General features: G+C 60.5%; 22 protein-coding genes. 10 read left to right on the forward strand and 12 right to left on the reverse strand.

Going from position 1 to position 25,336, the window contains the following annotated elements; genetic code table 11:
- Window positions 1-15 precede the first annotated feature (15 nt).
- Window positions 16-681, reverse strand: a complete 666-nt coding sequence (gene betI, locus C6382_RS13435) for a transcriptional regulator BetI (protein ID WP_107024924.1) — start codon at window positions 679-681, stop codon at window positions 16-18.
- A gap of 420 nt (window positions 682-1,101) precedes the next feature.
- Here betI and C6382_RS13440 point away from each other — a divergent pair, with 420 nt between their 5' ends.
- Window positions 1,102-3,105 carry a BCCT family transporter gene (locus C6382_RS13440; RefSeq protein WP_107024925.1) on the forward strand — a complete coding sequence of 668 codons (2,004 nt, stop codon included), beginning with the start codon at window positions 1,102-1,104 and terminating at the stop codon, window positions 3,103-3,105.
- A 58-nt stretch (window positions 3,106-3,163) separates the two neighbouring features.
- Here the strand turns inward: C6382_RS13440 and C6382_RS13445 are convergent, their stop codons facing one another.
- The 4 genes from C6382_RS13445 to gpmI form a co-directional block, all read right to left on the reverse strand.
- The gene (locus C6382_RS13445) at window positions 3,164-3,937 is read right to left on the reverse strand and encodes a divergent polysaccharide deacetylase family protein (RefSeq protein ID WP_107024978.1); all 774 of its coding nucleotides are present in this window, start codon (window positions 3,935-3,937) and stop codon (window positions 3,164-3,166) included.
- A gap of 8 nt (window positions 3,938-3,945) precedes the next feature.
- Complete coding sequence (locus tag C6382_RS13450) at window positions 3,946-5,268, reverse strand: S41 family peptidase (RefSeq protein WP_107024926.1); 1,323 nt, start codon at window positions 5,266-5,268, stop codon at window positions 3,946-3,948.
- Between the two features lie 90 nt (window positions 5,269-5,358).
- The gene (locus tag C6382_RS13455) at window positions 5,359-6,642 is read right to left on the reverse strand and encodes a murein hydrolase activator EnvC (protein ID WP_107024927.1); all 1,284 of its coding nucleotides are present in this window, start codon (window positions 6,640-6,642) and stop codon (window positions 5,359-5,361) included.
- A 128-nt stretch (window positions 6,643-6,770) separates the two neighbouring features.
- Window positions 6,771-8,306 (reverse strand): 2,3-bisphosphoglycerate-independent phosphoglycerate mutase, encoded by a 1,536-nt coding sequence (gene gpmI, locus C6382_RS13460; protein ID WP_107024928.1) that lies wholly within the window; start codon window positions 8,304-8,306, stop codon window positions 6,771-6,773.
- Window positions 8,307-8,521: 215 nt separating this feature from the next.
- Here gpmI and C6382_RS13465 point away from each other — a divergent pair, with 215 nt between their 5' ends.
- The 3 genes from C6382_RS13465 to secB are packed head-to-tail and all read left to right on the forward strand — an operon-like array spanning window position 8,522 to window position 9,724.
- Entirely contained in the window at window positions 8,522-8,938 is a 417-nt protein-coding gene (locus C6382_RS13465; RefSeq protein WP_107024929.1) for a rhodanese-like domain-containing protein, read from the forward strand.
- 1 nt (window position 8,939) lies between these two features.
- Window positions 8,940-9,194: a glutaredoxin 3 gene (gene grxC / locus C6382_RS13470; RefSeq protein ID WP_107024930.1), complete on the forward strand. Its 255-nt coding sequence runs from the start codon at window positions 8,940-8,942 to the stop codon at window positions 9,192-9,194.
- 41 nt (window positions 9,195-9,235) lie between these two features.
- A complete protein-coding gene (gene secB / locus C6382_RS13475; RefSeq protein WP_107024931.1) occupies window positions 9,236-9,724 on the forward strand; it encodes a protein-export chaperone SecB in 489 nt (162 codons plus the stop codon).
- A gap of 50 nt (window positions 9,725-9,774) precedes the next feature.
- On the opposite strand, the gene C6382_RS13480 is transcribed toward secB, so the two are convergent.
- Window positions 9,775-10,230, reverse strand: a complete 456-nt coding sequence (locus C6382_RS13480) for a tRNA (cytidine(34)-2'-O)-methyltransferase (protein ID WP_107024932.1) — start codon at window positions 10,228-10,230, stop codon at window positions 9,775-9,777.
- Here C6382_RS13480 and C6382_RS13485 point away from each other — a divergent pair.
- Window positions 10,229-10,666, forward strand: a complete 438-nt coding sequence (locus C6382_RS13485) for a hypothetical protein (protein WP_107024933.1) — start codon at window positions 10,229-10,231, stop codon at window positions 10,664-10,666. The genes C6382_RS13480 and C6382_RS13485 overlap by 2 nt on opposite strands.
- Window positions 10,667-10,893: 227 nt before the next feature.
- Here the strand turns inward: C6382_RS13485 and ntrC are convergent, their stop codons facing one another.
- From ntrC to glnA, 4 genes are all read right to left on the reverse strand, one after another.
- A complete protein-coding gene (gene ntrC / locus C6382_RS13490) occupies window positions 10,894-12,330 on the reverse strand; it encodes a nitrogen regulation protein NR(I) (protein ID WP_107024934.1) in 1,437 nt (478 codons plus the stop codon).
- Window positions 12,327-13,412 carry a nitrogen regulation protein NR(II) gene (glnL, locus tag C6382_RS13495; RefSeq protein ID WP_107024935.1) on the reverse strand — a complete coding sequence of 362 codons (1,086 nt, stop codon included), beginning with the start codon at window positions 13,410-13,412 and terminating at the stop codon, window positions 12,327-12,329. The genes ntrC and glnL overlap by 4 nt, the downstream gene beginning before the upstream one ends.
- A gap of 256 nt (window positions 13,413-13,668) precedes the next feature.
- Window positions 13,669-14,217, reverse strand: a complete 549-nt coding sequence (locus C6382_RS13500; protein ID WP_107024936.1) for a chorismate mutase — start codon at window positions 14,215-14,217, stop codon at window positions 13,669-13,671.
- A gap of 141 nt (window positions 14,218-14,358) precedes the next feature.
- The gene (glnA, locus tag C6382_RS13505) at window positions 14,359-15,765 is read right to left on the reverse strand and encodes a type I glutamate--ammonia ligase (RefSeq protein ID WP_038615485.1); all 1,407 of its coding nucleotides are present in this window, start codon (window positions 15,763-15,765) and stop codon (window positions 14,359-14,361) included.
- A 331-nt stretch (window positions 15,766-16,096) separates the two neighbouring features.
- Here glnA and thiI point away from each other — a divergent pair, with 331 nt between their 5' ends.
- Window positions 16,097-17,551: a tRNA uracil 4-sulfurtransferase ThiI gene (gene thiI, locus C6382_RS13510; RefSeq protein WP_107024937.1), complete on the forward strand. Its 1,455-nt coding sequence runs from the start codon at window positions 16,097-16,099 to the stop codon at window positions 17,549-17,551.
- A 128-nt stretch (window positions 17,552-17,679) separates the two neighbouring features.
- Window positions 17,680-19,503, forward strand: a complete 1,824-nt coding sequence (gene typA / locus C6382_RS13515; RefSeq protein ID WP_107024938.1) for a translational GTPase TypA — start codon at window positions 17,680-17,682, stop codon at window positions 19,501-19,503.
- A gap of 113 nt (window positions 19,504-19,616) precedes the next feature.
- Here the strand turns inward: typA and C6382_RS13520 are convergent, their stop codons facing one another.
- The gene (locus C6382_RS13520) at window positions 19,617-20,024 is read right to left on the reverse strand and encodes a YkgJ family cysteine cluster protein (RefSeq protein WP_038615479.1); all 408 of its coding nucleotides are present in this window, start codon (window positions 20,022-20,024) and stop codon (window positions 19,617-19,619) included.
- A gap of 199 nt (window positions 20,025-20,223) precedes the next feature.
- On the opposite strand from C6382_RS13520, the gene C6382_RS13525 reads away from it, so the two are divergent.
- The 3 genes from C6382_RS13525 (at window position 20,224) to C6382_RS13535 (ending at window position 24,427) form a co-directional block, all read left to right on the forward strand.
- Window positions 20,224-22,674: a glycogen/starch/alpha-glucan phosphorylase gene (locus C6382_RS13525; RefSeq protein WP_107024939.1), complete on the forward strand. Its 2,451-nt coding sequence runs from the start codon at window positions 20,224-20,226 to the stop codon at window positions 22,672-22,674.
- 142 nt (window positions 22,675-22,816) lie between these two features.
- A complete protein-coding gene (locus C6382_RS13530) occupies window positions 22,817-23,827 on the forward strand; it encodes a class 1 fructose-bisphosphatase (RefSeq protein ID WP_107024940.1) in 1,011 nt (336 codons plus the stop codon).
- A 3-nt stretch (window positions 23,828-23,830) separates the two neighbouring features.
- Entirely contained in the window at window positions 23,831-24,427 is a 597-nt protein-coding gene (locus tag C6382_RS13535; protein WP_107024941.1) for a DUF924 family protein, read from the forward strand.
- A 75-nt stretch (window positions 24,428-24,502) separates the two neighbouring features.
- On the opposite strand, the gene C6382_RS24660 is transcribed toward C6382_RS13535, so the two are convergent.
- The gene (locus C6382_RS24660) at window positions 24,503-25,333 is read right to left on the reverse strand and encodes a methyl-accepting chemotaxis protein (protein ID WP_371919619.1); all 831 of its coding nucleotides are present in this window, start codon (window positions 25,331-25,333) and stop codon (window positions 24,503-24,505) included.
- Between the last annotated feature and the right edge of the window lie 3 nt (window positions 25,334-25,336).

Below are 25,336 nucleotides of genomic sequence, written 5' to 3' on the forward strand. Positions count from 1 at the left end.
CATATGTGTGTTTGGCTATCCGTGCAGCGCTCCTGCTTGTTGGGCAATCGCGGCGCGCGGTGGTTCAGAGGCCTGGTTTTGCGTGTCCGGGCTCGTCTGTTTCGCCAGTTGTAGATCCATGTATTCGTAAGCGATTTGTTTCGCCTGGTCGGTGTCGAAGGCCTCTCCGGACAGCGCCCCGCGCAGCCACAGACCGTCGATCAATGCCGCCAGCCCTCGGGCCGCGGTGCGTGCCTCAGGCAACGGCAGGACGCGACGGAACTGGCAACACAGGTTGGAATACAAGCGGTGATCGTTGATCCGCTGCAACCTGTGCAAAGACGGCTGGTGCATGCTGGAGGCCCAGAAGGCCAACCAGGTTTTCATTGCCGGGCCGTTGACCTGACTGGCGTCGAAGTTGCCTTCGATGATCACCTGCAGGTGGGCACGCGGGCTGTGATCCTTGAGCGCCTGTCGATTGGCGACGACGTTCTCGCTCAGCACGCTCATCAAGTACTGCATGGTCGCTGCGATCAGGCCGTTCTTGTCCTGAAAGTAGTGACTGATGATGCCATTCGACACACCGGCCAAACGGGCGATCAGCGCAATGCTGGCGTCACCCATGCCGACCTGGTCGATGGCCAGCAATGTGGCTTCGATCAACTGCTGGCGGCGAATGGGTTGCATACCGACCTTGGGCATCTTGCAAATCTCCTCAGGCCTGCGAGCAGTCGACGAGCGGCTGCCTCGGCGAAGGCCAGTCTATTTTGTTTTGATTGAACGTTCAATCAACAAAGAATAAGCTCTGCGACAATCTGTGCCATTGACAGGTTTTTTCCTACAGTCAGCGGCCCAAATTGGCACCCTAAAAAGACGTGTAACCCCCGGAATACAAGGTGTTTACGGGCGTAAGCGGCGCGTTGAGCAGATCCGCCGAGCGGTCCACGACCGTGCGGCTAACCCTCGGAACGGGGTTTTCGAGCTGTTTTTTTCAACGCAATCGATTCGGAATCACGGTTTTCCAAGGTGCTTTTATAACACCTGATGCAGTGGGGCTATTGCACCATTTGCTCAGGCAAAGGTTCGTTTCGTTTCTCTCGCACTGCCCGGAGCCTACGTGCAATGAGTTCTGCCTCCCTAATCAAGACCCCTGCTGAGAGGGTCCGGGTCAATAGCGTGGTGTTCATCACCTCCGCGTTGCTGATCCTCGTGTTGACTGCCTTGCTTATCGCTGTACCGGAAAAAGCCGGCGAAGTGCTCAACGTCGCCCAGACTTGGCTGACCCGCAGCTTCGGCTGGTATTACATGCTGGTGATCGGCGGCTACCTGGTATTCGTGGTCGTCCTGGCCTTCTCCAGTTTCGGCAAGCTCAAGCTTGGCGGCAAGGACGACAAACCCGACTTCAGCTATGGCGCTTGGGCCGGCATGCTGTTCTCCTCGGGCATCGGCATCTCGCTGTTGTACTTCGGCGCTTCTGAGCCGCTGGATCACTACTTCAACCCGCCAGAAGGCTCCGCAGCCAGCGCCGAGGCTGCGCGCCAGGGCCTGCAGCTGACCTTCCTGCACTGGGGTCTGCACGGCTGGGCGATCTACGCCCTGGTCGGTCTGGCTGTGGGCTACTTCGCCTACCGTCACAACCAGCCGCTGGCACTGCGCTCGGCGCTGTACCCGCTGATGGGCGAGCGCTGGGTCAAGGGTGGCGCCGGTCATGCGGTGGACATCTTCGGTATGTTCGTGACGCTGCTGGGGCTGGTGACCAATTTAGGTATCGGTTCGATGCAGGTGTCCTCGGGCCTGGAATACCTGTTCGGCATGGACCACAGCAAGACCAATCTGCTGATCGTGATCCTGGTCATGGCCACAGTGGCCACTGTGGCCGCAGTTTCCGGCGTGGAGAACGGCATCCGTCGCCTGTCGAACCTGAACATCGTGCTGTTCAGCGGCCTGCTGATCTTTGTCCTGCTGGCAGGTGACACCCTGCACCTGCTCAACGGTTTCGTACAGAACATCGGCGACTACCTCAACGGCATCGTGCTGAAGACCTTCGATCTCTATGTCTACGAAGACCAGGCGGGCAAGTCCGAGCGCTGGCTGGGGCTGTGGACCGTGTTCTACTGGGCCTGGTGGATTTCCTGGGGCCCGTTCGTCGGCATGTTCATCGCCCGTATCTCCAAGGGCCGCACCGTGCGAGAACTGGTTGCCGGGGTCCTGCTGATCCCGCTGGGCTTCACCCTGGCCTGGCTGTCGATCTTCGGCAACACCGCGCTGGACCTGGTGATGAATCATGGCGCCGTGGAGCTGGGCAAGACCGCGCTCGAGCAGCCGTCGATGTCGATCTACCAACTGCTGGAATTCTTCCCGGCGGCCAAGATTGTCATTGGTGTAGCGGTGTTCGTCGGCTTCGTGCTGTTCCTCACCCCGGCCGACTCTGGCGCGGTGATGATGGCCAACCTGTCGTGCAAAGGCGGCCAGGTCGACGAGGACGCGCCGCACTGGATGGTCGTGTTCTGGTCGGTGGTGATCACCCTGGTGACCATCGGACTGCTGTTCGCCGGCAACTTCGCCGCCATGCAGACCATGGTAGTACTGGCTGGCTTGCCGTTCTCGGTGGTACTGGTGCTGTTCATGCTCGGCCTGTACAAGGCCATGAAGCAGGACAGCCAGATCGAGCAGGAACAAGCCGAGCTGGCAGCCCGCGGTCGCCGCGGCTTCAGCGAGCGCCTGAGCCAGCTGGACCTGCAGCCTACCCAGGCGATGGTTCAGCGCTTCATGGACAAGCAGGTCAGCCCGGCGCTGAAGGAAGCTGCAGTACAACTGCGCAACCTGGGCGTTGAGGTGGAAACCCGCGTCGGTCAGTCGCGCTCGACCATGGGCCTGCGGGTGATGATGGAAGAGGGCAATCCTTTCGTCTATGAAGTGAGCCTGGACGGCTACCTGGCCGCGCCAAGCGAAGCGCCGGTCGAAGGTGAAAGCGAAGTGCGCCAGCGCTTCTACCGTGCCGAGGTGTACCTGCACAACGGTAGCCAGGAATACGATCTGATGGGCTTCACGCCTGATCAGATCACTCGCGATGTGCTCGATCAGTTCGAGAGCCATCGCCAGTTGCTGGGTCGGGTTTATAGCTAACCTGCTCCCGGCGTGACCATGATAAAGGCCCTGTTCGTGAGAACAGGGCCTTTATCATTTATCGGTTGGTGTAACGACCCTGCCTGCCGTGAGCCGGCATGGCCTGATTGCTGCGCTCGGTAATCATTTGCTCAATGTTGATCAGTTCAATGCCCTGGCTTTTGAGTCGGGGCATCTCACGTTCCAGCACGTCGAGCGTCTGCGGATAAGGGTGACCAATCAGTACGGCTGAACCTTGCTTGCGCGCCAGTTCAATACCTGACTGCAATTGCCCGGCAATCGCTTCGGGTGTGCGCACGTCATCGAGGAATACATCCCGCGAGACATGCGCCAGGCCAAGTGCCTGGGCCTTGGCCGCCGCTACAGTGGCGGCGCTGGTGCGACTGTCGAGGAAAAACAGGTGGCGACGCTGCAGTTCGCCCATCAGCCAGGCCATCGGTTCGGCTTGCGAGGTCATGCGGCTGCCCATGTGATTATTGATGCCGGCAGCGTAGGGCACCTTGGCCAGGGCCGCATCCAGGCGCTGGGCCAGTTCCGCTATTGGCGTGCCGGGGTGCCAGGCATAAGGCCCCGTGGCTGGGTCCATGGGCATGTGCAGGATCACAGTCTTGCCCGCCTTGTGGGCCTGGCGGGCGAATTCAGTGGCGTGAGGGGTATCAGGCATGATCGCCATGGTCACCGGGCCCGGCAGGGCCAGGGTGCGGCTATCGCGGGCGCTGCTCTGGCCCAGGTCGTCGATGATCAGGCTCATGTAAGCCTTGCCCTGTTGGGCGGACGCCGCCACCACGGCGCCGCTCAACAGATACAGCAGAACACACAACAGGTAACGCATGTGCAGGGTCACTTGCTGTGGGTGATGCTCAAGCCCTTGAGCAGGCTCAAGGCCTGACTGAGCTGGAAGTCATTGTCCTGCGGACGCTCCTTGCGTTTGCTCGCGCTTGAGGGGCGGTCGGCGCCGCCATTGCCGTTACCCAGGTGGCCTTGCAGGTCGGCTTCCTTGAAGTTGTCGTTGTCCACCTCGGCGGTCAGTTTGGCCTGACGCACCTCGATGTCCGGGACAATGCCCTGGGCCTGGATCGAGCGACCGTTCGGGGTGTAGTACAAGGCTGTGGTGAGTTTGAGTGCGCGATCGTTGTTCAGGGGCAACACGGTTTGCACTGAACCTTTGCCGAAGCTGTCGGTGCCCATCAGCACGCCGCGTTTCTGGTCTTGCAGGGCGCCAGCGACAATTTCCGAGGCCGAGGCACTGCCACCGTTGATCAATACCACCAATGGCACGCCTTCGCTGGCGTCGGCCGGATCGGCAGAGAAGCGCAGCTCGGAGTTGGCAATACGGCCCTTGGTGTAAACGATCAGGCCTTTGGTCAGGAAGTGGTCAGATACCTCCACCGCCGACTGCAGTACGCCGCCTGGGTTGTTGCGCAGGTCGAGGACCAGACCGCGCAGCTTCTTGCCGTTGTCCTTGCGCAGTTTGGCCAGGGCCTTGCCGACTTCTTCGCCGGTCTTGACCTGGAACTGGGTGATGCGGATATAACCGTAGCCATCTTCGAGCAACTGGCTCTTGACGCTCTTGACCTGAATCACTGCGCGGGCAAGGGTCACGTCGAAGGGCGTGCCGCCGTCGCGCACCAGGGTCAGGGTGATTTTCTCACCGATCTTGCCGCGCATCTTGTCGACCGCTTCGGTCATGGTCTGGCCGCGGGTCGGCTGGCCGTTGATCTTGACGATCAGGTCACCGGCTTCGATCCCGGCGCGCGAGGCCGGGGTGTCATCGATCGGTGATACCACTTTAACGAAACCATCTTCCATGCCGACTTCGATGCCCAGGCCACCGAACTCGCCGCTGGTGCTTTCCTGCAGCTCCTGGAAGTCTTCCGGGCCGAGATAAGCGGAATGCGGGTCAAGGTTGCTGAGCATGCCCTTGATGGCATTCTCCAGCAGGGTCTTGTCGTCCACAGGTTCGACATAGGCCGCCTTGATCCGGTCCATGACCTCGGCGAAGGTGCGCAGCTCGTCAAGCGGCAGTGGCGCCTTGGCAGAGGCCGATACCGTCGTGGCCGGCACCGAGGTCGGCTTGGCGGGCTCGGCCGCACGGGCCAGGGGCGCGCCGAGGACCAAGGCGATGGTCAGGGCCAGCGAGGTGAGGCGAGGCGAATGCAGCATGTCGAACGAACTCCTGATCCTGGTAGCGCTCCGGCTGGAGCCTCGGCGTAGCCCGATATCGCGCTACGCCGTCAAATAGGGGGGTGGTACCTATCCCTGGGCACGGCACCATTGTGCGGGGTCGCTGGGACGACCTTGCTGGCGGATGGCAAAGTACAGCCCCGAGCTGTCCTGGCCGCCGCTGTCGCCGACGGTGGAAATAGCCTCGCCGGCCTTGACGACGTCTCCGGCGCTCTTGAGCAGGCTCTGGTTATGGCCGTAGAGGCTCAGGTAACCATTACCATGGTCGAGAATGACCAGAAGTCCAGCGCCGCGCAACCAGTCGGCAAACACAACCCGGCCACCATGCACGGCGCGCACCTGGCTGCCGGGTGAGGCGCTGATCATCACGCCGTCCCATTTCGCCCGCGAATCACCTCCGCGGGTTTCGCCAAAGCGCGCCAGCAATCGACCATTGACCGGCCATGGAAGTTTGCCCCGGGCCGAAGAAAAAGCGCCGCCAAAGGTTTCACCGCTGCTGGAAACCAGCGGGCCGGGGATGGCTCTGGGCTTGCTTGGCGCATCATTATTGGCTGCTAAGGCCTCACGCTGGCGTTGCTTTTCCGCCTCCTGCGCCGCCAGCAGGGCCTTTTGCCGCGCGGCTTCCGCTTCACGGGCCTGGCGCGCCAAGGTTTCCTCGATGGTCTTTAGGACCTTGCTCAGGTCGGCCTGGTCTTGCTCGCGGGCTTGCAGCTTCTGGTCACGGGCCTTGACGTCGTTGTTCAGCTTGGCCAGCACTTGCTGGCGTTCGGCGCGCACTTTCTCCAGTTCCTGGCGCTGGGCATCGAGGTTGCCTTGCTGGGCCAGCAACTGGGCCTGCTGCAGGTTAATGTCCTGCTCGACGTTGGCCAGCTGGCGCAAGGTCTCATTGAAGCTGCGCAACTGCTCCAGGCGTGCCTGGCTCAGGTAATCGTAATAGGTCAGGGTACGGGCGAATTTTTCCGGGTTCTGCTGGTTGAGCAGCAGCTTGAGGTATTCCTCGCGGCCATTCTGGTACGCCGAACGGGCCTGGATGGCAATCAGGCGTTGTTGTTCAACGCGGGCGCTCTGGAGTTTTTTTTTCTCGTGATCAAGGCGCTCCAGCTCGCCCTGAGTCTTTTTTAGTTCCTGTTGCAGGGCCTCCACCTGCTTCTCCAGCTTACCGATGTCGGTTTCTGTGCTGCGCAGGTCTTTCTGCACACCGGATTTTTCCTGCTGCAACTGGCCAAGCATTTTTTTCAGCTCGGCAATGTCCTGACGCGTGGCGTCCAGTTGCTGCTGGGTTTGCGCGCGCTCGTCGGCAAACGCCGGGCTGAGCAGGCAAGACAAGGCTAGAACGATCAGGGCGCGAAACATGGAGTGGGCGACACCAGGGATAGAGACTGGCCTAGTATGCCCGCCGCAGCTTGCAAAAAAAACGCCTCAAGGCAACTGCATTGAGGCGTTTGTCCGGAAAACCGACCGTTGCGGCCGGATTAGCGGCTTCAGGCGTCGATCAGAATCGAGGTGCCGGTCATTTCTGCCGGTTTTTCCAGGCCCAGCAGCTTGAGCATGGTCGGCGCCACGTCAGCCAGCACGCCGCCTTCGCGGACCTGCAGGTTGCGCTTGCCAACATAGATGAATGGCACCGGCTCAGTGGTGTGCGCGGTGTGCGCCTGGCCGGTGCAGGCGTCTTCCATCTGCTCGACGTTGCCGTGGTCGGCGGTAATCAGGGCTTCGCCACCGACCTTGTCGAGCGCCTCGACAATACGGCCGACACACAGGTCCAGGGCCTCGACGGCCTTGACCGCGGCTTCGAACACACCGCTGTGGCCGACCATGTCGCCGTTGGCATAGTTGACCACGATCACGTCGTAGCGCTGCTGCTCGATGGCTTCGACGATGCGATCGGTGACTTGTGGGGCGCTCATCTCCGGCTGCAGGTCATAGGTAGCAACCTTCGGCGACGGGATCAGGATGCGCTCTTCGCCTTCGAACGGCTCTTCGCGGCCGCCGGAGAAGAAGAAGGTGACGTGAGCATATTTTTCGGTTTCGGCGATGCGCAGCTGGGTCTTGCCGTTTTTCGCCAGGTATTCGCCGAGCACGTTGTCCAGGCTGCCCGGAGCGAAAGCGGCAGGGGCCGGGATCTTTGCCGAGTACTGGGTCAGGCCGATGTAAGCGGCAAGCTTGGGCAGACGAGCACGTGGGAATTCGTTGAAGTCAGGCTCGACGAACACTCGCGACAGCTCGCGGGCACGGTCGGCGCGGAAGTTCATGAAGATCACCGCGTCGCCGTCTTCGACCTTGACGGCGTCACCAATGCGCGTGGCCTTGACGAATTCATCGCTCTCGCCACGGGCGTAGGCGGCTTCCAGGCCGGCCTGGGCGTTGTCGGCGCTGTACTCGGCGGCACTGTCGACGATCAGGTTGTAGGCAGCCGATACACGGTCCCAGCGGTTGTCGCGGTCCATGGCGTAGTAACGGCCGATCAGGCTGGCGATGCGGCCCTTGCCCAGTTTGGCGAAGGTGGCGTCGAGCAGCTCGATCGAAGATTGCGCGCTTTTCGGTGGGGTGTCACGACCGTCGAGGAAGGCGTGCAGGTAGATTTTTTCGGCGCCACGCTGGGCGGCCAGTTCGGCCATGGCGATCAAGTGATCCTGGTGGCTGTGCACGCCGCCATCGGAGAGCAGGCCGAGGATATGCACGGCCTTGCCGGCACCCGCGGCCTTGTCGACTGCGCCGCAGAGCACGGCGTTATCGAAGAACTCGCCGTCCTTGATGGCCTTGGTGACCCGGGTGAAGTCCTGGTACACCACGCGACCGGCACCGAGGTTCATGTGGCCGACCTCGGAGTTGCCCATCTGCCCGTCAGGCAAACCGACATCCATGCCGGAGCCGGAGATCAAGCCGTGCGGCTGGGTAGCGCGCAGGCGATCGTAAACCGGCGTGTTGGCCGAGTAGATGGCGTTGTATTCGTGGCTTTCGCTGTGACCGAAACCATCCAGGATGATCAGGACCAAAGGTTTTGGCGTGCTCGTCATCAATCCCACTCACGGTTGTTCAGATGATAAAGACACGCATTTTAGGGCAAATTGCTCATGAATGACGAATTAACCTTGTTCGCCGCCGGGGGCTGGCCGACGGACTGCAGGGGTTAGATGAGAATTACTACCGACAAGCCGGTCGGGCGGGCTTTGGCCGACCTTGGGGGCTGTGTATACTGGCCAACATTTTTAATGGCCTGGAACACCCTCCGATGGTTGCTCACCTGATTGAATTCGCAACAAATCACTATCTGCTGGTTGGTATCTTCGTCGTTCTGCTGGTGCTGCTGATTGTCACCGAAGCGCGCAAAGGCGGACGCAGCCTGAGCACTGGCGAGCTGACCGCCCTGGTCAACAGCGATAAAGGCCTGGTGATCGACATCCGTTCGACCAAGGATTACGCGGCTGGCCATATCGTTGGCGCCCTGAACATTCCGCAGGACAAATTCGCCGCACGTATCGGCGAGCTGGAAAAGCACAAGGCCAACAAGACCCTGATCGTCGTCGACGCCATGGGTCAGCACGCTGGCACCACCGCCCGCGAACTGCTCAAAGCCGGTTTCACCGCTGCCAAGCTGTCTGGCGGTGTGTCGAGCTGGAAAGCCGACAACCTGCCGCTGGTGAAGTGATATGGCCAACGTCATCGTCTACTCCAGCGACTACTGCCCTTACTGCTCGCGCGCCAAGTACCTGCTCGAAAGCAAAGGTGCGGCGTTCGAAGAGATCAAGGTCGATGGCAAGCCACAAGTGCGCGCCGAAATGAGCCAGAAGGCAGGGCGTACCTCGGTGCCGCAGATCTGGATCGGCAACACCCATGTCGGCGGTTGCGACGACCTGTATGCCCTTGAGCGCGCCGGTAAACTCGACGGCTTGCTCAAGGCCTGAACCAGAACCCCTATTAAAGAACCTGGAAAGAAGGATCTGTCATGACTGATCAACAGAACAACGACGCAGCAGCAGCCGACGAAAGCACTCCGCAGTTCTCCCTGCAGCGCATCTATGTGCGCGACCTGTCCTTCGAAGCGCCAAAAAGCCCGGCGATCTTCCGTCAGCAGTGGGAGCCAAGTGTTGCTCTGGATCTGAACACCAAGCAGAAAGGTCTGGAAGGCGACTTCCACGAAGTCGTACTGACCCTGTCGGTGACCGTCAAGAATGGTGATGAAGTGGCCTTCATTGCTGAAGTCCAGCAAGCCGGTATCTTCCTGATCAAGAACCTGGATGCGGCTTCGATGAGCCACACCCTAGGCGCGTTCTGCCCGAACATCCTGTTCCCGTATGCTCGCGAAGCGTTGGACAGCCTGGTGACCCGTGGTTCGTTCCCGGCGCTGATGCTGTCGCCGGTCAACTTCGACGCTCTGTACGCTCAGGAAATGCAGCGCATGCAGGAAGCTGGCGAAGCGCCTTCGCTGCAATAAGCCTGTTGCAATGTCGCAAAAAGCGCCCTGATGGGCGCTTTTTTCATGGCTCAGGCAAAACCTTGCTGACGCCAGGCTTCGTAGACAGTCACCGCCACGGTATTGGACAGATTCAGGCTCCGGCATCCCGGGCGCATGGGCAGGCGCAGGCGCTGCTCGGCGGGCAGGCTGTCGAGCACCTCAGCAGGCAAGCCACGGCTTTCCGGGCCGAACAGGAAGGCATCGCCAGGCTGGAACACCGTTTCGTGGTAAGGGTGCGAAGCCTTGGTGGTGAACGCGAACAGACGCGGCTGGCCGAGGCTTTCCAGGCAGCTGGGCAGGTCGGCATGGCGCTTGAGGGTGGCATACTCGTGGTAGTCCAGCCCGGCGCGGCGCAGGCGCTTGTCGTCCAGCTCGAAGCCGATCGGCTCGATCAGGTGCAAGTGACAGCCGCTGTTGGCGCACAGCCTTATAATATTGCCAGTATTCGGCGGAATCTCTGGTTGAAAGAGGATGACGTGAAACATGCACGGCTCCGAGCATAAAGATGGCGAGCATTCTACTCCTGAACCGGACCCGCGTTCGCAGCAATGGCCGCGCGTGCTGTTTTCCCTGGCGATTTTCGGCATGTTGGTGGGCTTGATGATCGGCCGCCTGACCACGCCCGAGCCGCGGGTTCTGGAGCAGGTACAGGTGGTCGAGGGTGGGCTGGACCTGTGGTTCAACGAAGAACCCAAACTGCATGGCGAAGAAGTCGATGGCACCCTGGCCTTGCTGTTCGAGGCCGACGGCAAGGCTGCGCGGGGCCAGTTGCGCCAGCAGGGCAAACCGGTCAGTTGGCGGGTGCAGAAAAGTGATGGTGGGTTGCTGGTGACCCTGGTCGCGGCCCGTCCTCTGCACGGCAACTGGGCCGGTGCAGAGGATGAGGGGCGCTGGCGTGTGCAGGTGAGACTGCACGAATAAAAGAGGGGAATCCCCGGCCTGCCTGTACCAAGGCCCCCAAAACTGGAAGTACTGATACTAATGCAGGGTGTGTGCCAGTTTTATTGCAGCCCGCAGATAAGCGGGTTTGAGGGGCTGGAACGGGGTTTTGCCGGGGATTTGTGCTTTGCTGCGGTGCGTCGGGCACAGGTTCGGTGCATCTGGGAGCAACTATCGGTGGGAGCGGGCTTGCCCCCACCAGAGTTCCATCAGGCCTCGTCGTCGCCGTCCTCATCGCCGCCGGCGACCTTCATCCCCAACTCTTTAATCTTGCGCGTCAGGGTATTGCGCCCCCAGCCGAGCAATACCGCGGCATCACGTCGGCGACCAGCGGTGTGCTTGAGGGCGATTTCGATCATGATCCGCTCGAAGCTCGGCACGGCGCTGTCGAGCAGGCTGGTCTGGCCGCGGGCTAGGGCCTGGTCGGCCCATTGGCGCAGCGCCTGCTCCCAGTTGGTCACCGGCGCGCTGTCCTGTGGCAGGTTGAGCAGTTCTGGCGGCAGGTCGCCGATGTGCACTTCCCGGCCTGAAGCCATTACGGTGATCCAGCGGCAGGTGTTTTCCAGCTGACGCACGTTACCCGGCCACGGCAGGTTGCGCATGAACTCTTCGGTCTCGGCCTTGAGCAGCTTTGGCTCAACCGCCAGCTCCTGGGCGGCGCGGCCGAGAAAGTGTCGGGCCAGAGTCGGGATGTCTTCGCGACGGTCGGCCAGGCGCGGGATATGGATGCGGATCACGTTCAGGCGATGGAACAGGTCTTCGCGGAACTTGCCAGCCTGCACCAGGGTTTCCAGATTCTGGTGGGTCGCGGCGATGATGCGTACGTCGACCTTCACTGGCACATGACCACCAACCCGGTAGAACTCGCCATCGGCCAGTACTCGCAGCAGACGGGTCTGGGTGTCGGCTGGCATGTCGCCAATCTCATCGAGGAACAGCGTGCCGCCATCGGCCTGCTCGAAGCGGCCGCGACGCAGGTTGGCGGCACCGGTGAATGCGCCTTTTTCGTGACCGAACAGCTCGGACTCCATCAGATCTTTGGGAATCGCCGCCATGTTCAGGGCGATGAACGGCGAGGCCGCCCGTGGGCTGTGGCGGTGCAGGGCATGGGCCACCAGCTCTTTGCCGGTACCCGACTCACCGTTGATCAGCACGGTGATGTTGGAGTGGCTCAAGCGACCGATGGCGCGGAACACTTCCTGCATTGCCGGCGCTTCACCGATTATTTCCGGGGTGCGGGTCAGGCTCGGGGCGACATCCAGGCCCTGTTGCTCCTGGGCGTGCTGGTTGGCGCGCTTGACCAGCGACACGGCCTCATCGACGTCGAACGGTTTGGGCAGGTATTCGAACGCACCGCCCTGATAGGACGCCACCGCGCTGTCCAGGTCCGAATGGGCGGTCATGATGATGACCGGTAGGCGCGGGTGTTGTTCGCGAATCTGCGCCAGCAGGTCCAGGCCGCTGGCCCCGGGCATGCGGATATCGGAAATGATCACGTCAGGCTGCTGCCGGGCCAGGCGGCTCATGACGCCGTCGGCGCTGTCGAAGCTCTGGGTGGTCATGCCTTCCTGTTGCAGGGCTTTTTCCAGGACCCAGCGGATGGAGCGATCATCGTCGACGATCCAGACGGTTTCACTACGGCTCATGAGGCGGTGGCTCCTTGTTCCAGCGGCAGAAAGATCGAGAAGGTGGTGTGGCCTGGATGGCTGTCACATTCGATCAAGCCCTGGTGCTGGCTGATGATGTTCTGGGTAATGGCCAGGCCCAGCCCGGTACCGTCCGGACGGCCGCTGACCATGGGGTAGAAGATGGTTTCCTGCAGTTCGGCGGGAATGCCCGGACCGTTGTCGATGATCTCGACCTTGGCCACCAGGCGATGGCGGGTGTGGCCGATGGTGAACTGACGCATGGCGCGGGTGCGCAGGCTGATGCGGCCCAGGCGCAGTTCGTTCTGGCCGCTGATGGCCTGCATGGCGTTGCGTACGATATTGAGCACGGCCTGGATCATCTGCTCGCGGTCGATCAGTACGTCCGGCAGGCTCGGGTCGTAGTCACGCACCAGGGTGATGCCGCCTTGGCTTTCGGCTTCGACCAGGCTGCAGACCCGTTCAAGCACTTCATGGATGTTGGTCATTGCCAGCGAGGGCAGCTTGTTCGAACCGAGCATGCGATCGACCAGGTTGCGCAGGCGATCCGCCTCTTCAATGATCACATTGGTGTAATCCTTGAGGGCTTCCTCGGGCAGCTCCCGCGATAACAGTTGGGCGGCGCCGCGAATGCCGCCCAGTGGGTTCTTGATTTCGTGGGCCAGGCCGCGCACCAGCAGCTTGGTGGTTTCCTGCTTGGACAGCTGGGCTTCTTCCTTGGTGATACGCAGCAGCCGGTCGCGGGGGTGGACCTCAAGCAGCAGCAAGGTCCGGCCACCGCTGAGGATCGGTGTTACCGCATAGTCGACGGTCTGAGTCTGCCCGGTCAGTGACGTCAGTTGCGCTTCGCGCTTGGTGAACGGGTGCGCGTGCTCCACTGCCTGGCGCAAGGAATTGAGCGCTTCAGGCGATTCGGTGAACAACTCGCTGATGAATTGCCCATGACTGCGCTGGCCGCTGATGGCCAGGAGCATTTCCGCTGCCGGGTTCATGTACTCAAGGCGCAACTCGGCATTGAGCAGAATGGTGGCAGTGGTCAGGTTGTCCAGTAGCAGTCGGTGCAGGGCATCGCTGATGGTCATGGGGTGTCGGTGACCTCTTTTGGCTCATGACGACCGCGGCTGGGCCAGGGTCGCGGGCGCTGGTTGTCTGCTGGTGAGAAGAAAATGCAAAAAACAAACCAAGGCTCCGAAAAGAAGCGGATTTGCCGGATAAAGACCTGTATTTGCGCTAAATATGGCTACAAAGCCCTGATCTGGCGGTTTTCTTGAACCAAAATGGGCTGATTTGCTTAGGTGCAGGCTATTGCGTGCACCAATATAGAGCATAGAGGAGGATTTACTGCGCGGCGCATAAATGGGCGGTGGCACGGATCAGGGCCAGCGCTCGTTGCGGGCTTGTCTCGCGCTGCTCGATGGCCTGGGCCAGTGCAGGCTGGCAAGGCGCCGGGCGGCTGCGGTCGAAGGCCGCCAGCTGGCTTAGCAGGGTGCGTTGCAGACGATCCAGCTGTGGGCGCAACTGCGTGGCCAGATCGATACGTGGCGTTTGCGGTGCGCTGCCCGCCGCATGCCAGCGTGACAGCGCGCTGTACTGGAGTAATTTATTGGCTTCGATCTGATCGGTAAAAAACACGGCTGCGCGCTGACTGTCGACGCCCAGGCGTGCGGCTTGAGTCTGGGCGCCGGCGATCACCTGCAGTTCGCGCTCGCTGGCTTGTACCGGCTGGCCCGAGTCCCATTTGTTTAGGGCAACGGCTTCGGCGATATCCAGGCGTTGTTCGACGCTGTCGAGCAATTGCTGCAGCGCGCTGGTGGGTGGCGGTGTCGATGTGCAGCCTTGGGTGAGGAGCAGGGGAGTGAACAGCAGGGCAAACAGGGTTGTGCGCATGGTGAGGTGTCCTGAACAGAAAAAGACCAGTGTGCCGCGTTGTGAGCTTTAAACCTGTCGGCTGTGACCTATGCATGCGTCAGAAAAAGAAAAGGCCTCCCGAAGGAGGCCTCTCTTTGATGGCGTTACACCGTCACCGAATCAGCAGCTGTAGTACAGCTCGTATTCCAGTGGGTGTACGAAGGTGCGGACCTTGATTTCTTCTTCGCTCTTCAGCTCGATGAAGGCATCGATGAAGTCGTCGGAGAACACGCCGCCCTTGGTCAGGAACGCACGGCCCTTGTCCAGCTCTTCCAGGGCTTCCTTCAGGCTGCCGCAAACCTGCGGGATGTCCTTGGCCTCTTCAGGCGGCAGGTCGTACAGGTTCTTGTCGGCGGCATCGCCTGGGTGGATCTTGTTCTGGATACCGTCCAGGCCGGCCATCAGCAGTGCGGCGAAGGCCAGGTACGGGTTGGCCGATGGGTCCGGGAAGCGCGCTTCGATACGGCGGGCTTTCGGGCTGGAAACGTAAGGGATACGGATCGAAGCGGAACGGTTGCGAGCCGAGTAGGCCAGCATTACCGGTGCTTCGAAGCCTGGTACCAGACGCTTGTAGGAGTTGGTCGACGGGTTGGTGAAGCCGTTCAGGGCCTTACCGTGCTTGATGATACCGCCGATGAAGTACAGGGCAGTGTCGGACAGGCCGGCATAGCCTTCGCCTGCGAAGGTGTTCTTGCCTTCTTTCCAGATCGACATGTGCACGTGCATGCCCGAGCCGTTGTCGCCGTACAGTGGCTTCGGCATGAAGGTGGCAGTGCGGCCGTAAGCGTCGGCAACGTTGTGCACGACGTATTTCAGGGCCATGACTTCGTCAGCTTTCTTCACCAGGGTGTTGAACTTGACGCCGATTTCGTTCTGACCGGCAGTCGCCACTTCGTGGTGGTGAACTTCGACGGTCTGACCCATTTCTTCCAGTGCGTTGCACATGGCAGTACGGATTTCGTGGTCGTGGTCGAACGGCGGAACCGGGAAGTAACCACCTTTGACGCCTGGACGGTGGCCTTTGTTGCCGCCTTCAACGTCCTGGTCGGACATCCACGAGCCTTGCTCGGAGAAGATCTTGAACATCGAGCCGGAGATGTCCGACTTGAACTTCACTTCGTCGAAGATGAAGAACTCAGGCTCTGGACCGGCGAACACGGTGTCACCGATGCCAGTGCTCTTGAGGTACTCTTCGGCACGCTTGGCGATCGCGCGCGGGTCACGGTCGTAACCCTGCATGCTCGAAGGGTCGACGATGTCGCAGGTCAGGATCAGGGTCGGCTCTTCGGTGAACGGATCCAGCACGGCGGTTTCGTCGACCGGCATCAGGATCATGTCCGAGGCTTCGATGCCTTTCCAGCCAGCGATGGAGGAACCGTCGAACATCTTGCCGACTTCGAAGAAGTCTTCCTCCAGCGCATCACGGGCCGGCATGGTCACGTGGTGCTGTACGCCCTTGGTGTCAGTGAAGCGCAGATCAATCCATTTAACGTCATGATCTTTGATGAGTTGAACCGACTTCGACATAGTGTCCTCCGGGTGGGGTAGAGCTAGCCTGTGCAGCCCTGGAATTTGGGTGATGCCGGGCGCGAATAGTCGGCCAAGGCAACCTGCATCACAAGGGAGCAAATTGCATGCCAGTGCCCCGGTTTGGAGTTTTTGCCCGATTGCCAAGCATTTCAGGGGCGCGGGGCTGAAATTCAAGCGATTTTCTGCACTCTTAAGAGGCGCGAATGAAGTGTTGTGCCTCATTATGGTGCGAGAAAAACCTTCTGTAGATTAATTGGTTAAACCTTGAACAATTTCCGCTATAATCCGCGCCCCACTTTTTTAGTCGGCACCTCGCGCGCTGTATTTCATGAAACTAATCGTAAAAGTCTTCCCAGAGATCACTATCAAGAGCCGCCCGGTTCGCAAGCGCTTCATTCGTCAGCTGGGCCGCAACATCCGTACCGTGCTCAAGGACCTCGATCCTGCGCTCGCGGTTAACGGTGTCTGGGACAACCTCGAGGTGGTCACCCGCATCGAGGACGAGAAAGTCCTGCGCGAGATGACCGAGCGTCTGACCTGTATGCCGGGCATTGCCCATTTCCTGCAGGTCGACGAGTACCCGCTGGGTGACTTCGACGATATCGTTGCCAAGTGCAAGGCGCACTTCGGTCATCTGCTGGCCGGCAAGCGCTTCGCGGTACGTTGCAAGCGTGGCGGCCACCACGACTTCACCTCGATGGACGTCGACCGTTATGTCGGCAGCCAGCTGCGTCAGCAGTGCGGCGCCGCCGGTATCGACCTGCGCAATCCCGAGGTCGAGGTGCGCATCGAGGTGCGTGACAAGCTTTTGTACGTGATTCACAGCCAGCACAAGGGAATCGGCGGCTACCCGCTGGGCGCGCTGGAGCAGACTCTGGTGTTGATGTCCGGTGGTTTCGACTCCACTGTGGCGGCCTACCAGATGATGCGCCGCGGCCTGATGACCCACTTCTGCTTCTTCAACCTGGGCGGCCGTGCCCACGAGCTGGGGGTGATGGAAGTCGCCCACTTCCTGTGGAAGAAATACGGCAGCAGCCAGCGCGTGCTGTTCGTCAGCGTGCCGTTCGAAGAAGTGGTCGGCGAGATTCTCGGCAAGGTCGACAACAGCTACATGGGCGTGACCCTCAAGCGCATGATGCTGCGCGCGGCGACCAATATTGCCGACCGCCTGGAGATCGACGCGCTGGTGACCGGCGAAGCGATTTCCCAGGTGTCGAGCCAGACCCTGCCGAACCTGGCCATAATCGACTCGGCCACCGAGAAGCTGGTACTGCGTCCGCTGCTGGCCAGCCACAAGCAGGACATCATTGACCAGGCCAACCAGATCGGCACCGCCGAGTTCGCCAAGCACATGCCTGAATACTGCGGCGTGATCTCGGTGAACCCGACCACCTGCGCCAAGCGTCACCGCGTTGACCATGAAGAGAAGCAGTTCGACATGGCCGTGCTCGAGCGTGCTCTGGAGCGCGCTCGCCTGATCTCCATCGACCACGTGATCGATGAACTCAGCCAGGATATCCAGATCGAAGAAGTCAGCCAGGCGCTGGCCGGGCAGGTGGTGATCGACATTCGTCACCCCGATGCCCAGGAAGACCAGCCCCTGGAACTGGACGGCATCGAGGTCAAGGCCTTGCCGTTCTACGCCCTGAACAGTCGCTTCAAGGAGCTGGACGCTACGCGCCAGTACCTACTGTATTGCGACAAGGGTGTGATGAGTCGCCTGCATGCCCATCATTTGCTCAGTGAGGGACATGCCAATGTGCGCGTTTATCGTCCGACATAAAACGCCGGGGTTGTATGGCGGGAGCATCCGCCATCGCCCTCCCGACCTGCGGGCCCGTTGAGCGCCATTCATTCATATTCGCCGCCTAGACTGGGCGGCAACCCGAATCCTCTGATCGAGATACACACGTGATCGAAAATCTGCGTAACATCGCCATCATCGCCCACGTTGACCATGGTAAAACCACCCTGGTCGACAAACTCCTGCGTCAGTCCGGCACTCTGGAGCGTAACGAGCTCAACGACGAGCGCGTCATGGACTCCAACGACCAGGAAAAAGAGCGCGGTATTACCATTCTGGCGAAGAACACCGCCATCAACTGGAACGGCTACCACATCAACATCGTCGACACCCCCGGCCACGCCGACTTTGGTGGCGAGGTTGAGCGTGTAATGTCGATGGTCGACTCCGTGCTGCTGCTGGTCGACGCCCAAGACGGCCCTATGCCGCAAACCCGTTTCGTGACCAAGAAGGCTTTCGAAGCCGGCCTGCGTCCAATCGTGGTGATCAACAAGGTCGACCGTCCGGGCGCACGTCCTGACTGGGTTCTGGACCAGATCTTCGACCTGTTCGACAACCTCGGCGCCACCGAAGAACAGCTGGACTTCAAAGTCGTCTACGCCTCGGCCCTGAACGGCATTGCCGGTCTGGACCACACCGAAATGGCCGAAGACATGACCCCGCTGTACCAGTCGATCGTCGACAACGTACCAGCGCCAGCTGTTGACCGTGACGGTCCGTTCCAGATGCAGATCTCGGCCCTGGACTACAACAGCTTCCTCGGTGTTATCGGCGTTGGCCGTATCGCCCGTGGCCGCGTCAAGCCGAACACCCCGGTTGTTGCTATCGATACCGACGGCAAGAAGCGTAACGGCCGTATCCTCAAGCTGATGGGTCACCACGGTCTGCACCGCGTTGACGTCGAAGAAGCCCAGGCTGGCGACATCGTCTGCATCAGCGGTTTCGACGAGCTGTTCATCTCTGACACCCTGTGCTCCCCGGACGCAGTTGAAGCGATGAAGCCACTGACCGTTGACGAGCCAACCGTTTCGATGACCTTCCAGGTCAACGACTCGCCGTTCTGCGGTAAAGAAGGCAAGTTCGTCACCTCCCGTAACATCAAGGAACGTCTGGACAAAGAGCTGCTGTACAACGTTGCACTGCGCGTTGAAGAAGGCGACTCGGCTGACAAGTTCAAGGTTTCCGGCCGTGGTGAGCTGCACCTGTCGGTTCTGATCGAAACCATGCGTCGTGAAGGCTTCGAAATGGGCGTTGGTCGTCCGGAAGTGATCATCCGTGAAGTCGACGGCGTCAAGCACGAGCCGTTCGAGAACGTCACCATCGACATCCCTGAAGATTCGCAGGGCAAGGTCATGGAAGAAATGGGTCTGCGTAAAGGCGACCTGACCAACATGGTTCCGGATGGCAAGGGCCGTGTACGCCTGGAATACAACATTCCAGCCCGTGGTCTGATCGGTTTCCGTAACCAGTTCCTGACCCTGACCAACGGTGCAGGCATCCTGACCTCGATCTTCGATCGCTACGCGCCGATGAAGTCCGGTCACATGTCCGGCCGTCAGAACGGTGTACTGGTATCGGTAGAAACCGGTAAGGCACTGACCTACTCGCTGGAAACCCTGCAGGCTCGCGGCAAGCTGTTCGTTGAGCATGGTCAGGAGATCTACAACGGTCAGATCGTGGGTCTGAACAGCCGTGACAACGACCTGGGCGTCAACCCTACCAAGGGCAAGAAGCTCGACAACATGCGTGCTTCGGGTAAAGACGAAACCATCGCTCTGGTTCCACCTGTTCGCTTCACCCTGGAACAGGCTCTGGAATTCATCCAGGACGACGAGCTGTGCGAAGTGACGCCTAAGTCGATCCGTCTGCGTAAGAAGATCCTCGACGAAGGCGAGCGTACCCGCGCTGCCAAGAAAGCCAAGGCTAACTAAGCCCGGCTGAAACAAAAACGCCCCCGGCCGCAAGGCCGGGGGCGTTTTTGTTTGTCTGGTAAACCAATCGCGGGGCAAGCCCACTGTGGGAGCGGGCTTGCCCCGCGATGCGTTTAGCGGCGCGCTGCCGGCTTGGGAATGTAGGCGCAATACCCTGGGCGCGGTCCGATCCGCGGGTGGTTACGGCAGGTGTCCGGGCGCTTGTCGTAAATGGTGCACATGCGACTTTTACGATCCAGATACAGGCAGTCGTCGTTGCTCATCTGCGCCAGAGTGAAGATGCCCGACTTCTGGTTGAAGCGCTGGATGATCCCGTCCTTCTGCAAACGCTTGGCAATGTTCTTCGGCGGCTCGCCCACCTCGAACTCATCCACCACGCCCATACGGATCAGGTCTTTGATTTTCACTTCCGTCGGCAAGGTACAGCAGGTCGAGTTGCAGCCTCCGCACATATGGCTTTGGTACTTCTGCCAGGTTTCCAGGCGGTCGACTTCGGCGGCGGCAATCAGGGTCGGTTTCATCAGGTTCAGGTTTTAGATGTTCTGGTAGGCGCGCGATCATACCGGAGTTGGTCAAAATGTGAACAGCCATTTGCCAGTTCCACCAGCCATGGCCGCTGTTTTTAAGCAGAAACTCCCGAACCTGCGCTTTCGCTCTGTGTCGAACGGTCTAGGCTGAGAGATCTCCATCCGCATTCGTCAACCTGGTCGAGGACGTCGCATGTCTCAGGAACCACTCGCTCGTGACGCAGAGGTGGCCGCTTTTCGCACCGCTGTACTGGACAAATTGACCTACGCGGTCGGCAAGGATCCGGAACACGCCTTCGACCATGACTGGTTCGAAGCCATCGCCCTGGCCGCCCGTGATCACATGGTCGATCATTGGATGGACCATACCCGACAGATCTACCGCAGCAGCCAGAAACGGGTGTATTACCTGTCCCTGGAGTTTCTCATCGGTCGCTTGCTGTACGACAGTCTGAGCAATCTGGGCCTGCTGGAGGTCGCCCGAGAAGCCCTCAGTGGCCTGGATGTCGATCTTGAGCGCATTCGCCTGCTAGAGCCGGACGCAGCCTTGGGCAACGGTGGCCTCGGGCGTCTGGCGGCCTGCTTCATGGAAAGCATGTCGACGTTGGGTATTGCCGCCCACGGTTACGGCATTCGCTACGAGCACGGCCTTTTCCGCCAGGCGGTGGTCGATGGCTGGCAGCAGGAGCAGACCGAGAACTGGCTGGATTTCGGCAACCCCTGGGAGTTCGAGCGGGCTGAGGTGATCTATCCGATCAGTTTTGGCGGCAGCGTCGAGACCGTGCATGACGCCAATGGCCAGCAACGCCAGGTGTGGTGGCCGGCCGAAACCGTACGAGCGGTGGCCTATGACACGCCGGTTGTTGGCTGGCGTGGCGCCAGCGTCAACACCTTGCGCCTGTGGCGGGCACGGGCGCTGGAAGAGTTGCACCTGGAGCGATTCAATGCGGGTGACCACCTGGGTGCCGTGGCTGAAGTAGCACGGGCTGAAAGCATCTCGCGGGTACTATATCCGGCCGACAGTACCGAGGCTGGCCAAGAGCTGCGCCTGCGCCAGGAGTACTTCTTTGTTTGTGCCTCGCTGCAGGATCTGCTGCGCCGTCACCTGAACATGCACGAAAGTCTGCTCAACCTGCATGAGTCGGCGGCGATCCAGCTCAATGACACGCATCCCTCGATTGCGGTGGCCGAACTGATGCGTTTGCTCGTCGATCAGCATGAAGTGCCCTGGGACACAGCCTGGCAGTTGACCGTCGAGACCCTGGCCTACACCAACCATACCCTGTTGCCCGAAGCCCTGGAAACCTGGCCGGTCGGCCTGATGGAACGCATGCTGCCGCGGCACATGCAGATCATCTACCTGATCAATGCGTTTCACATCGATGCCCTGCGGGCCAAGGGCATCCATGACTTTGATGTACTGCGCGCAGTGTCGCTGATCGAGGAAGACAACGGCAGGCGCGTGCGTATGGGCAACCTGGCGTTTCTTGGCTCGCACAGCGTCAATGGCGTGTCGGCGTTGCACAGCAAGTTGATGCGCAGCACGGTGTTCGCCGAACTGCACAAGCTCTACCCGGAACGGATCAACAACAAGACCAACGGCATCACCTTCCGCCGCTGGCTTTATCAGTCCAACCCGCTGTTGACCGGCATGCTGGTCGAGGCTTTGGGTGATGACGTGCTCGATGACCCGCAAGGGCGTTTGCGCGATCTTGAGCCCTTTGCCGACAAGGCGTCGTTCCGCAAGCAGTTCGCCGAGCAACGGCTGCACAGCAAGACGGCCTTGGCCAATCTGATCCAGGAGCGCCTGGGTGTCAGCGTCAACCCGCAAGCCATGTTCGATGTGCAGGTCAAGCGCATCCATGAGTACAAGCGCCAGTTGCTCAACCTCCTGCACACCGTGGCCTTGTACCAGGCCATTCGCGCCGAGCCCGGCACCAGCTGGGCGCCGCGGGTGAAGATTTTTGCCGGCAAGGCGGCGGCCAGCTATCACCAGGCCAAGTTGATCATCAAACTCAGCAACGACATCGCCCGGGTGGTGAATAACGACCCGACGGTGCGCGGTCTGCTCAAGGTGGTGTTCTTGCCCAACTACAACGTCAGCCTGGCGGAGAGCATCATTCCGGCGGCTGACCTGTCCGAACAGATTTCTACGGCCGGTTACGAAGCCTCTGGTACCAGCAACATGAAGTTCGGTCTCAATGGCGCCCTGACCATCGGCACCCTGGACGGTGCCAACGTCGAGATGTGCGAGCAAGTGGGCGCCGAGAACATGTTCATCTTCGGCCTGACCGCGCAGCAGGTGGAAGCGCGCAAGCGCAGTGGCGACTTTGACGCCCATGCGGCGATCAGTGCCTCGCACCGTCTCAATGACGTGCTCCAGGCGATTCGCAGCGGGGTGTTCTCCCCGGATGATCCGGCCCGTTATTTGGGGCTGGTGGATTCGCTGGTGGCCCATGACCGCTTTCTGCTCTGCGCCGACTTCGATGCCTACTGGGATGCTCAACTGCGCGTCGAAGCGCTCTGGCATGACCCCAAACAGTGGTGGCGTATCGCAGTGCTCAACACCGCACGGATGGGCTGGTTCTCGTCCGACCGGACCATTCGTGAGTACGCCACGCAAATCTGGAAAGTCCTCGACTAAGCTGTGCATGGCGGCCCGGGGGCGGTGAACTCTCGGGCCAATGTGCCGTCTGATCGGGCAAGCGTGTCGGATCGCTCGCTAGCGTTGCACTCTCCCTGTAAACTGCGGGGGTTTTTATTACCCCCTTCCTTCGGAGCCTTACATGTCCCGCGTTACCCTGAGTCGCTATTTGATTGAGCAGACCCGCAGCAACAGTACTCCTGCCGATCTGCGCTTCCTGATCGAAGTGGTGGCGCGTGCGTGCAAGGAGATCAGCCATAACGTTTCCAAGGGCGCGCTGGGCGGCGTTCTGGGCAGCATGGGCACTGAAAACGTGCAGGGCGAAGTCCAGAAGAAACTGGACGTGATTTCCAACGACATCCTGCTCGAAGCCAACGAGTGGGGCGGTCACCTGGCTGGCATGGCGTCCGAAGAAATGGACAACGCCTACCAGATTCCGGGCAAATACCCGAAAGGTGCCTACCTGCTGGTATTCGACCCACTGGACGGTTCGTCGAACATCGACGTCAACGTATCGGTCGGCACGATTTTCTCGGTACTGCGTTGCCCTAACGAGTACCTGAGCCAGAACGAAAGCCTCAACGAGCAGGCCTTCCTGCAGCCTGGCACCAAGCAGGTTGCCGCCGGATATGCGATCTATGGTCCGCAGACCATGCTGATCCTGACCCTGGGCAACGGCGTCAAGGGCTTCACCCTGGACCGCGAGCTGGGCAGCTTCGTCCTGACCCACGAGAACATCCAGGTGCCGGAAACCACCGCCGAGTTCGCCATCAACATGTCCAACCAGCGTCACTGGGAAGCGCCGGTGACCCGTTATGTGGGCGAGCTGCTGGCCGGTGAGACCGGTCCGCTGAAAAAGAACTACAACATGCGCTGGATTGCCTCGATGGTTGCCGATGTGCATCGCATCCTGACCCGCGGCGGCCTGTTCATGTACCCGCGTGATGCCCGTGAGCCTTCCAAGCCGGGCAAGCTGCGCTTGATGTACGAAGCCAACCCGATGTCGTTCATCATCGAACAGGCTGGCGGTGCTTCCACCGACGGCAAACAGCGCATCCTCGACATCCAGCCCGAAAGCCTGCACCAGCGCGTGGCAGTGTTCCTCGGCTCCAAGCAGGAAGTCGAGCGCGTTACCGGTTATCACCAGGAGTAAGTCATGCTCGCACCTTGGCAGCCGTTACTGGAGTGGTGGTTCGGATGGGGCACCAGCCCTCAGGACGTCGCTGACGAGAAGAGCACGCTGTGGTTCGGCAAGCACCACGACGACGAGGCGCGTGAGCGCTTCGGCGACCTGGTCGCTCAGGCACTGGCGGGCGGTCTGGACGAGTGGCTGCAAAGCCCGCAGGGCTGGCTGGGTCTGGTCCTGCTGCTCGACCAGTTGCCGCGCATGATTCACCGCGACACGCCGCATGCCTTCGATGGCGACCGGCGTGCTCAGGTGCTGGTGATGCAGGGCCTGGACAAGAAGTGGGATTACCAGCTTCTACCGATCCAGCGGGTGTTCATCCTGCTGGTGCTCGAGCATGCCGAAGTGCTCGACTGGCAGAACATCAGTGTCGAGCGCTATCAGTTGTTGCTTGATGCCCAGCCGGATAGAGAGCGGCGTCTGTTCGAAGGCTTCCTCGACTATGCCGAGCAGCACCAGCGAGTGATTGCCCGCTTTGGCCGCTTCCCGCATCGCAATCTGGTTCTGAATCGGCCGAGTACCGATGAAGAGATGGATTTTCTGCTGGAGCCCGGCTCGCGGTTTTGAGTTGAATTCGATCGCGGGGCAAGCCCGCTCCCACCGATTCTGTGGGAGCGGGCTTGCCCCGCGATAAATTTCAGATCAAATCCTGAAACTCCCCACCAAGTGCTTCAAGCGGCTGGCCTGATTCTCCAGGTCATTGCAGGCCCGCAAAGTCGCTTGCAGGTTCTCCACGCCTTCCTGATTCAGCGTATTGATCTCGGTGATGTCGACATTGATCGACTCGACCACGGCCGTCTGTTCTTCGGTAGCGGTGGCCACCGACTGGTTCATGCCGTCGATCTCACCGATTCGCTGAGTCACGCTGCCCAGGCGTTCACCGGCCTGGTTGGCAATGCCGACGCTGTGCTGGCTGTGGCTCTGGCTTTCGGTCATGGTGCTGACGGCGACGCGGGCGCCTGCCTGTAGTTCTTCAATGATGCGCTGAACCTGTTGCGCTGAGTCCTGGGTGCGGTGAGCCAGGTTGCGTACCTCATCGGCCACCACCGCGAAGCCTCGGCCGGCTTCACCTGCACGGGCCGCTTCGATGGCAGCATTGAGCGCCAGCAGGTTGGTCTGCTGGGAAATGCCGCTGATCACTTCGAGGATCTGGCCAATGTTCACCGTGTTGGCGTTGAGCGTTTCGATGTTGTCGCAGGAGTCGCTGATCTTGGTCGACAGCTGGTTCATCACCTCGATGGTTTGCTCGACCACCTGCTGGCCTTCTGCGGCCAGGTTGCGCGCATCGCTGGAGTGCTGCGAGGCGAGGGCCGCGTTCTGGGCGATCTCCTGGGCGGCGGCGCCGAGCTGGTTGATGGCTGCGGCAACACTGCTGGTACGGCTCGATTGCTGGTCGGCGTTATGGATCGAGGCGTTTGAGGCGCTAATGACGCGCAAGGCCACTTCGTTGACCTGGCCGGTGGCCGAGGACACTTC

The organism is Pseudomonas sp. BBP2017, assembly GCF_003024385.1.
Lineage (GTDB): Bacteria > Pseudomonadota > Gammaproteobacteria > Pseudomonadales > Pseudomonadaceae > Aquipseudomonas.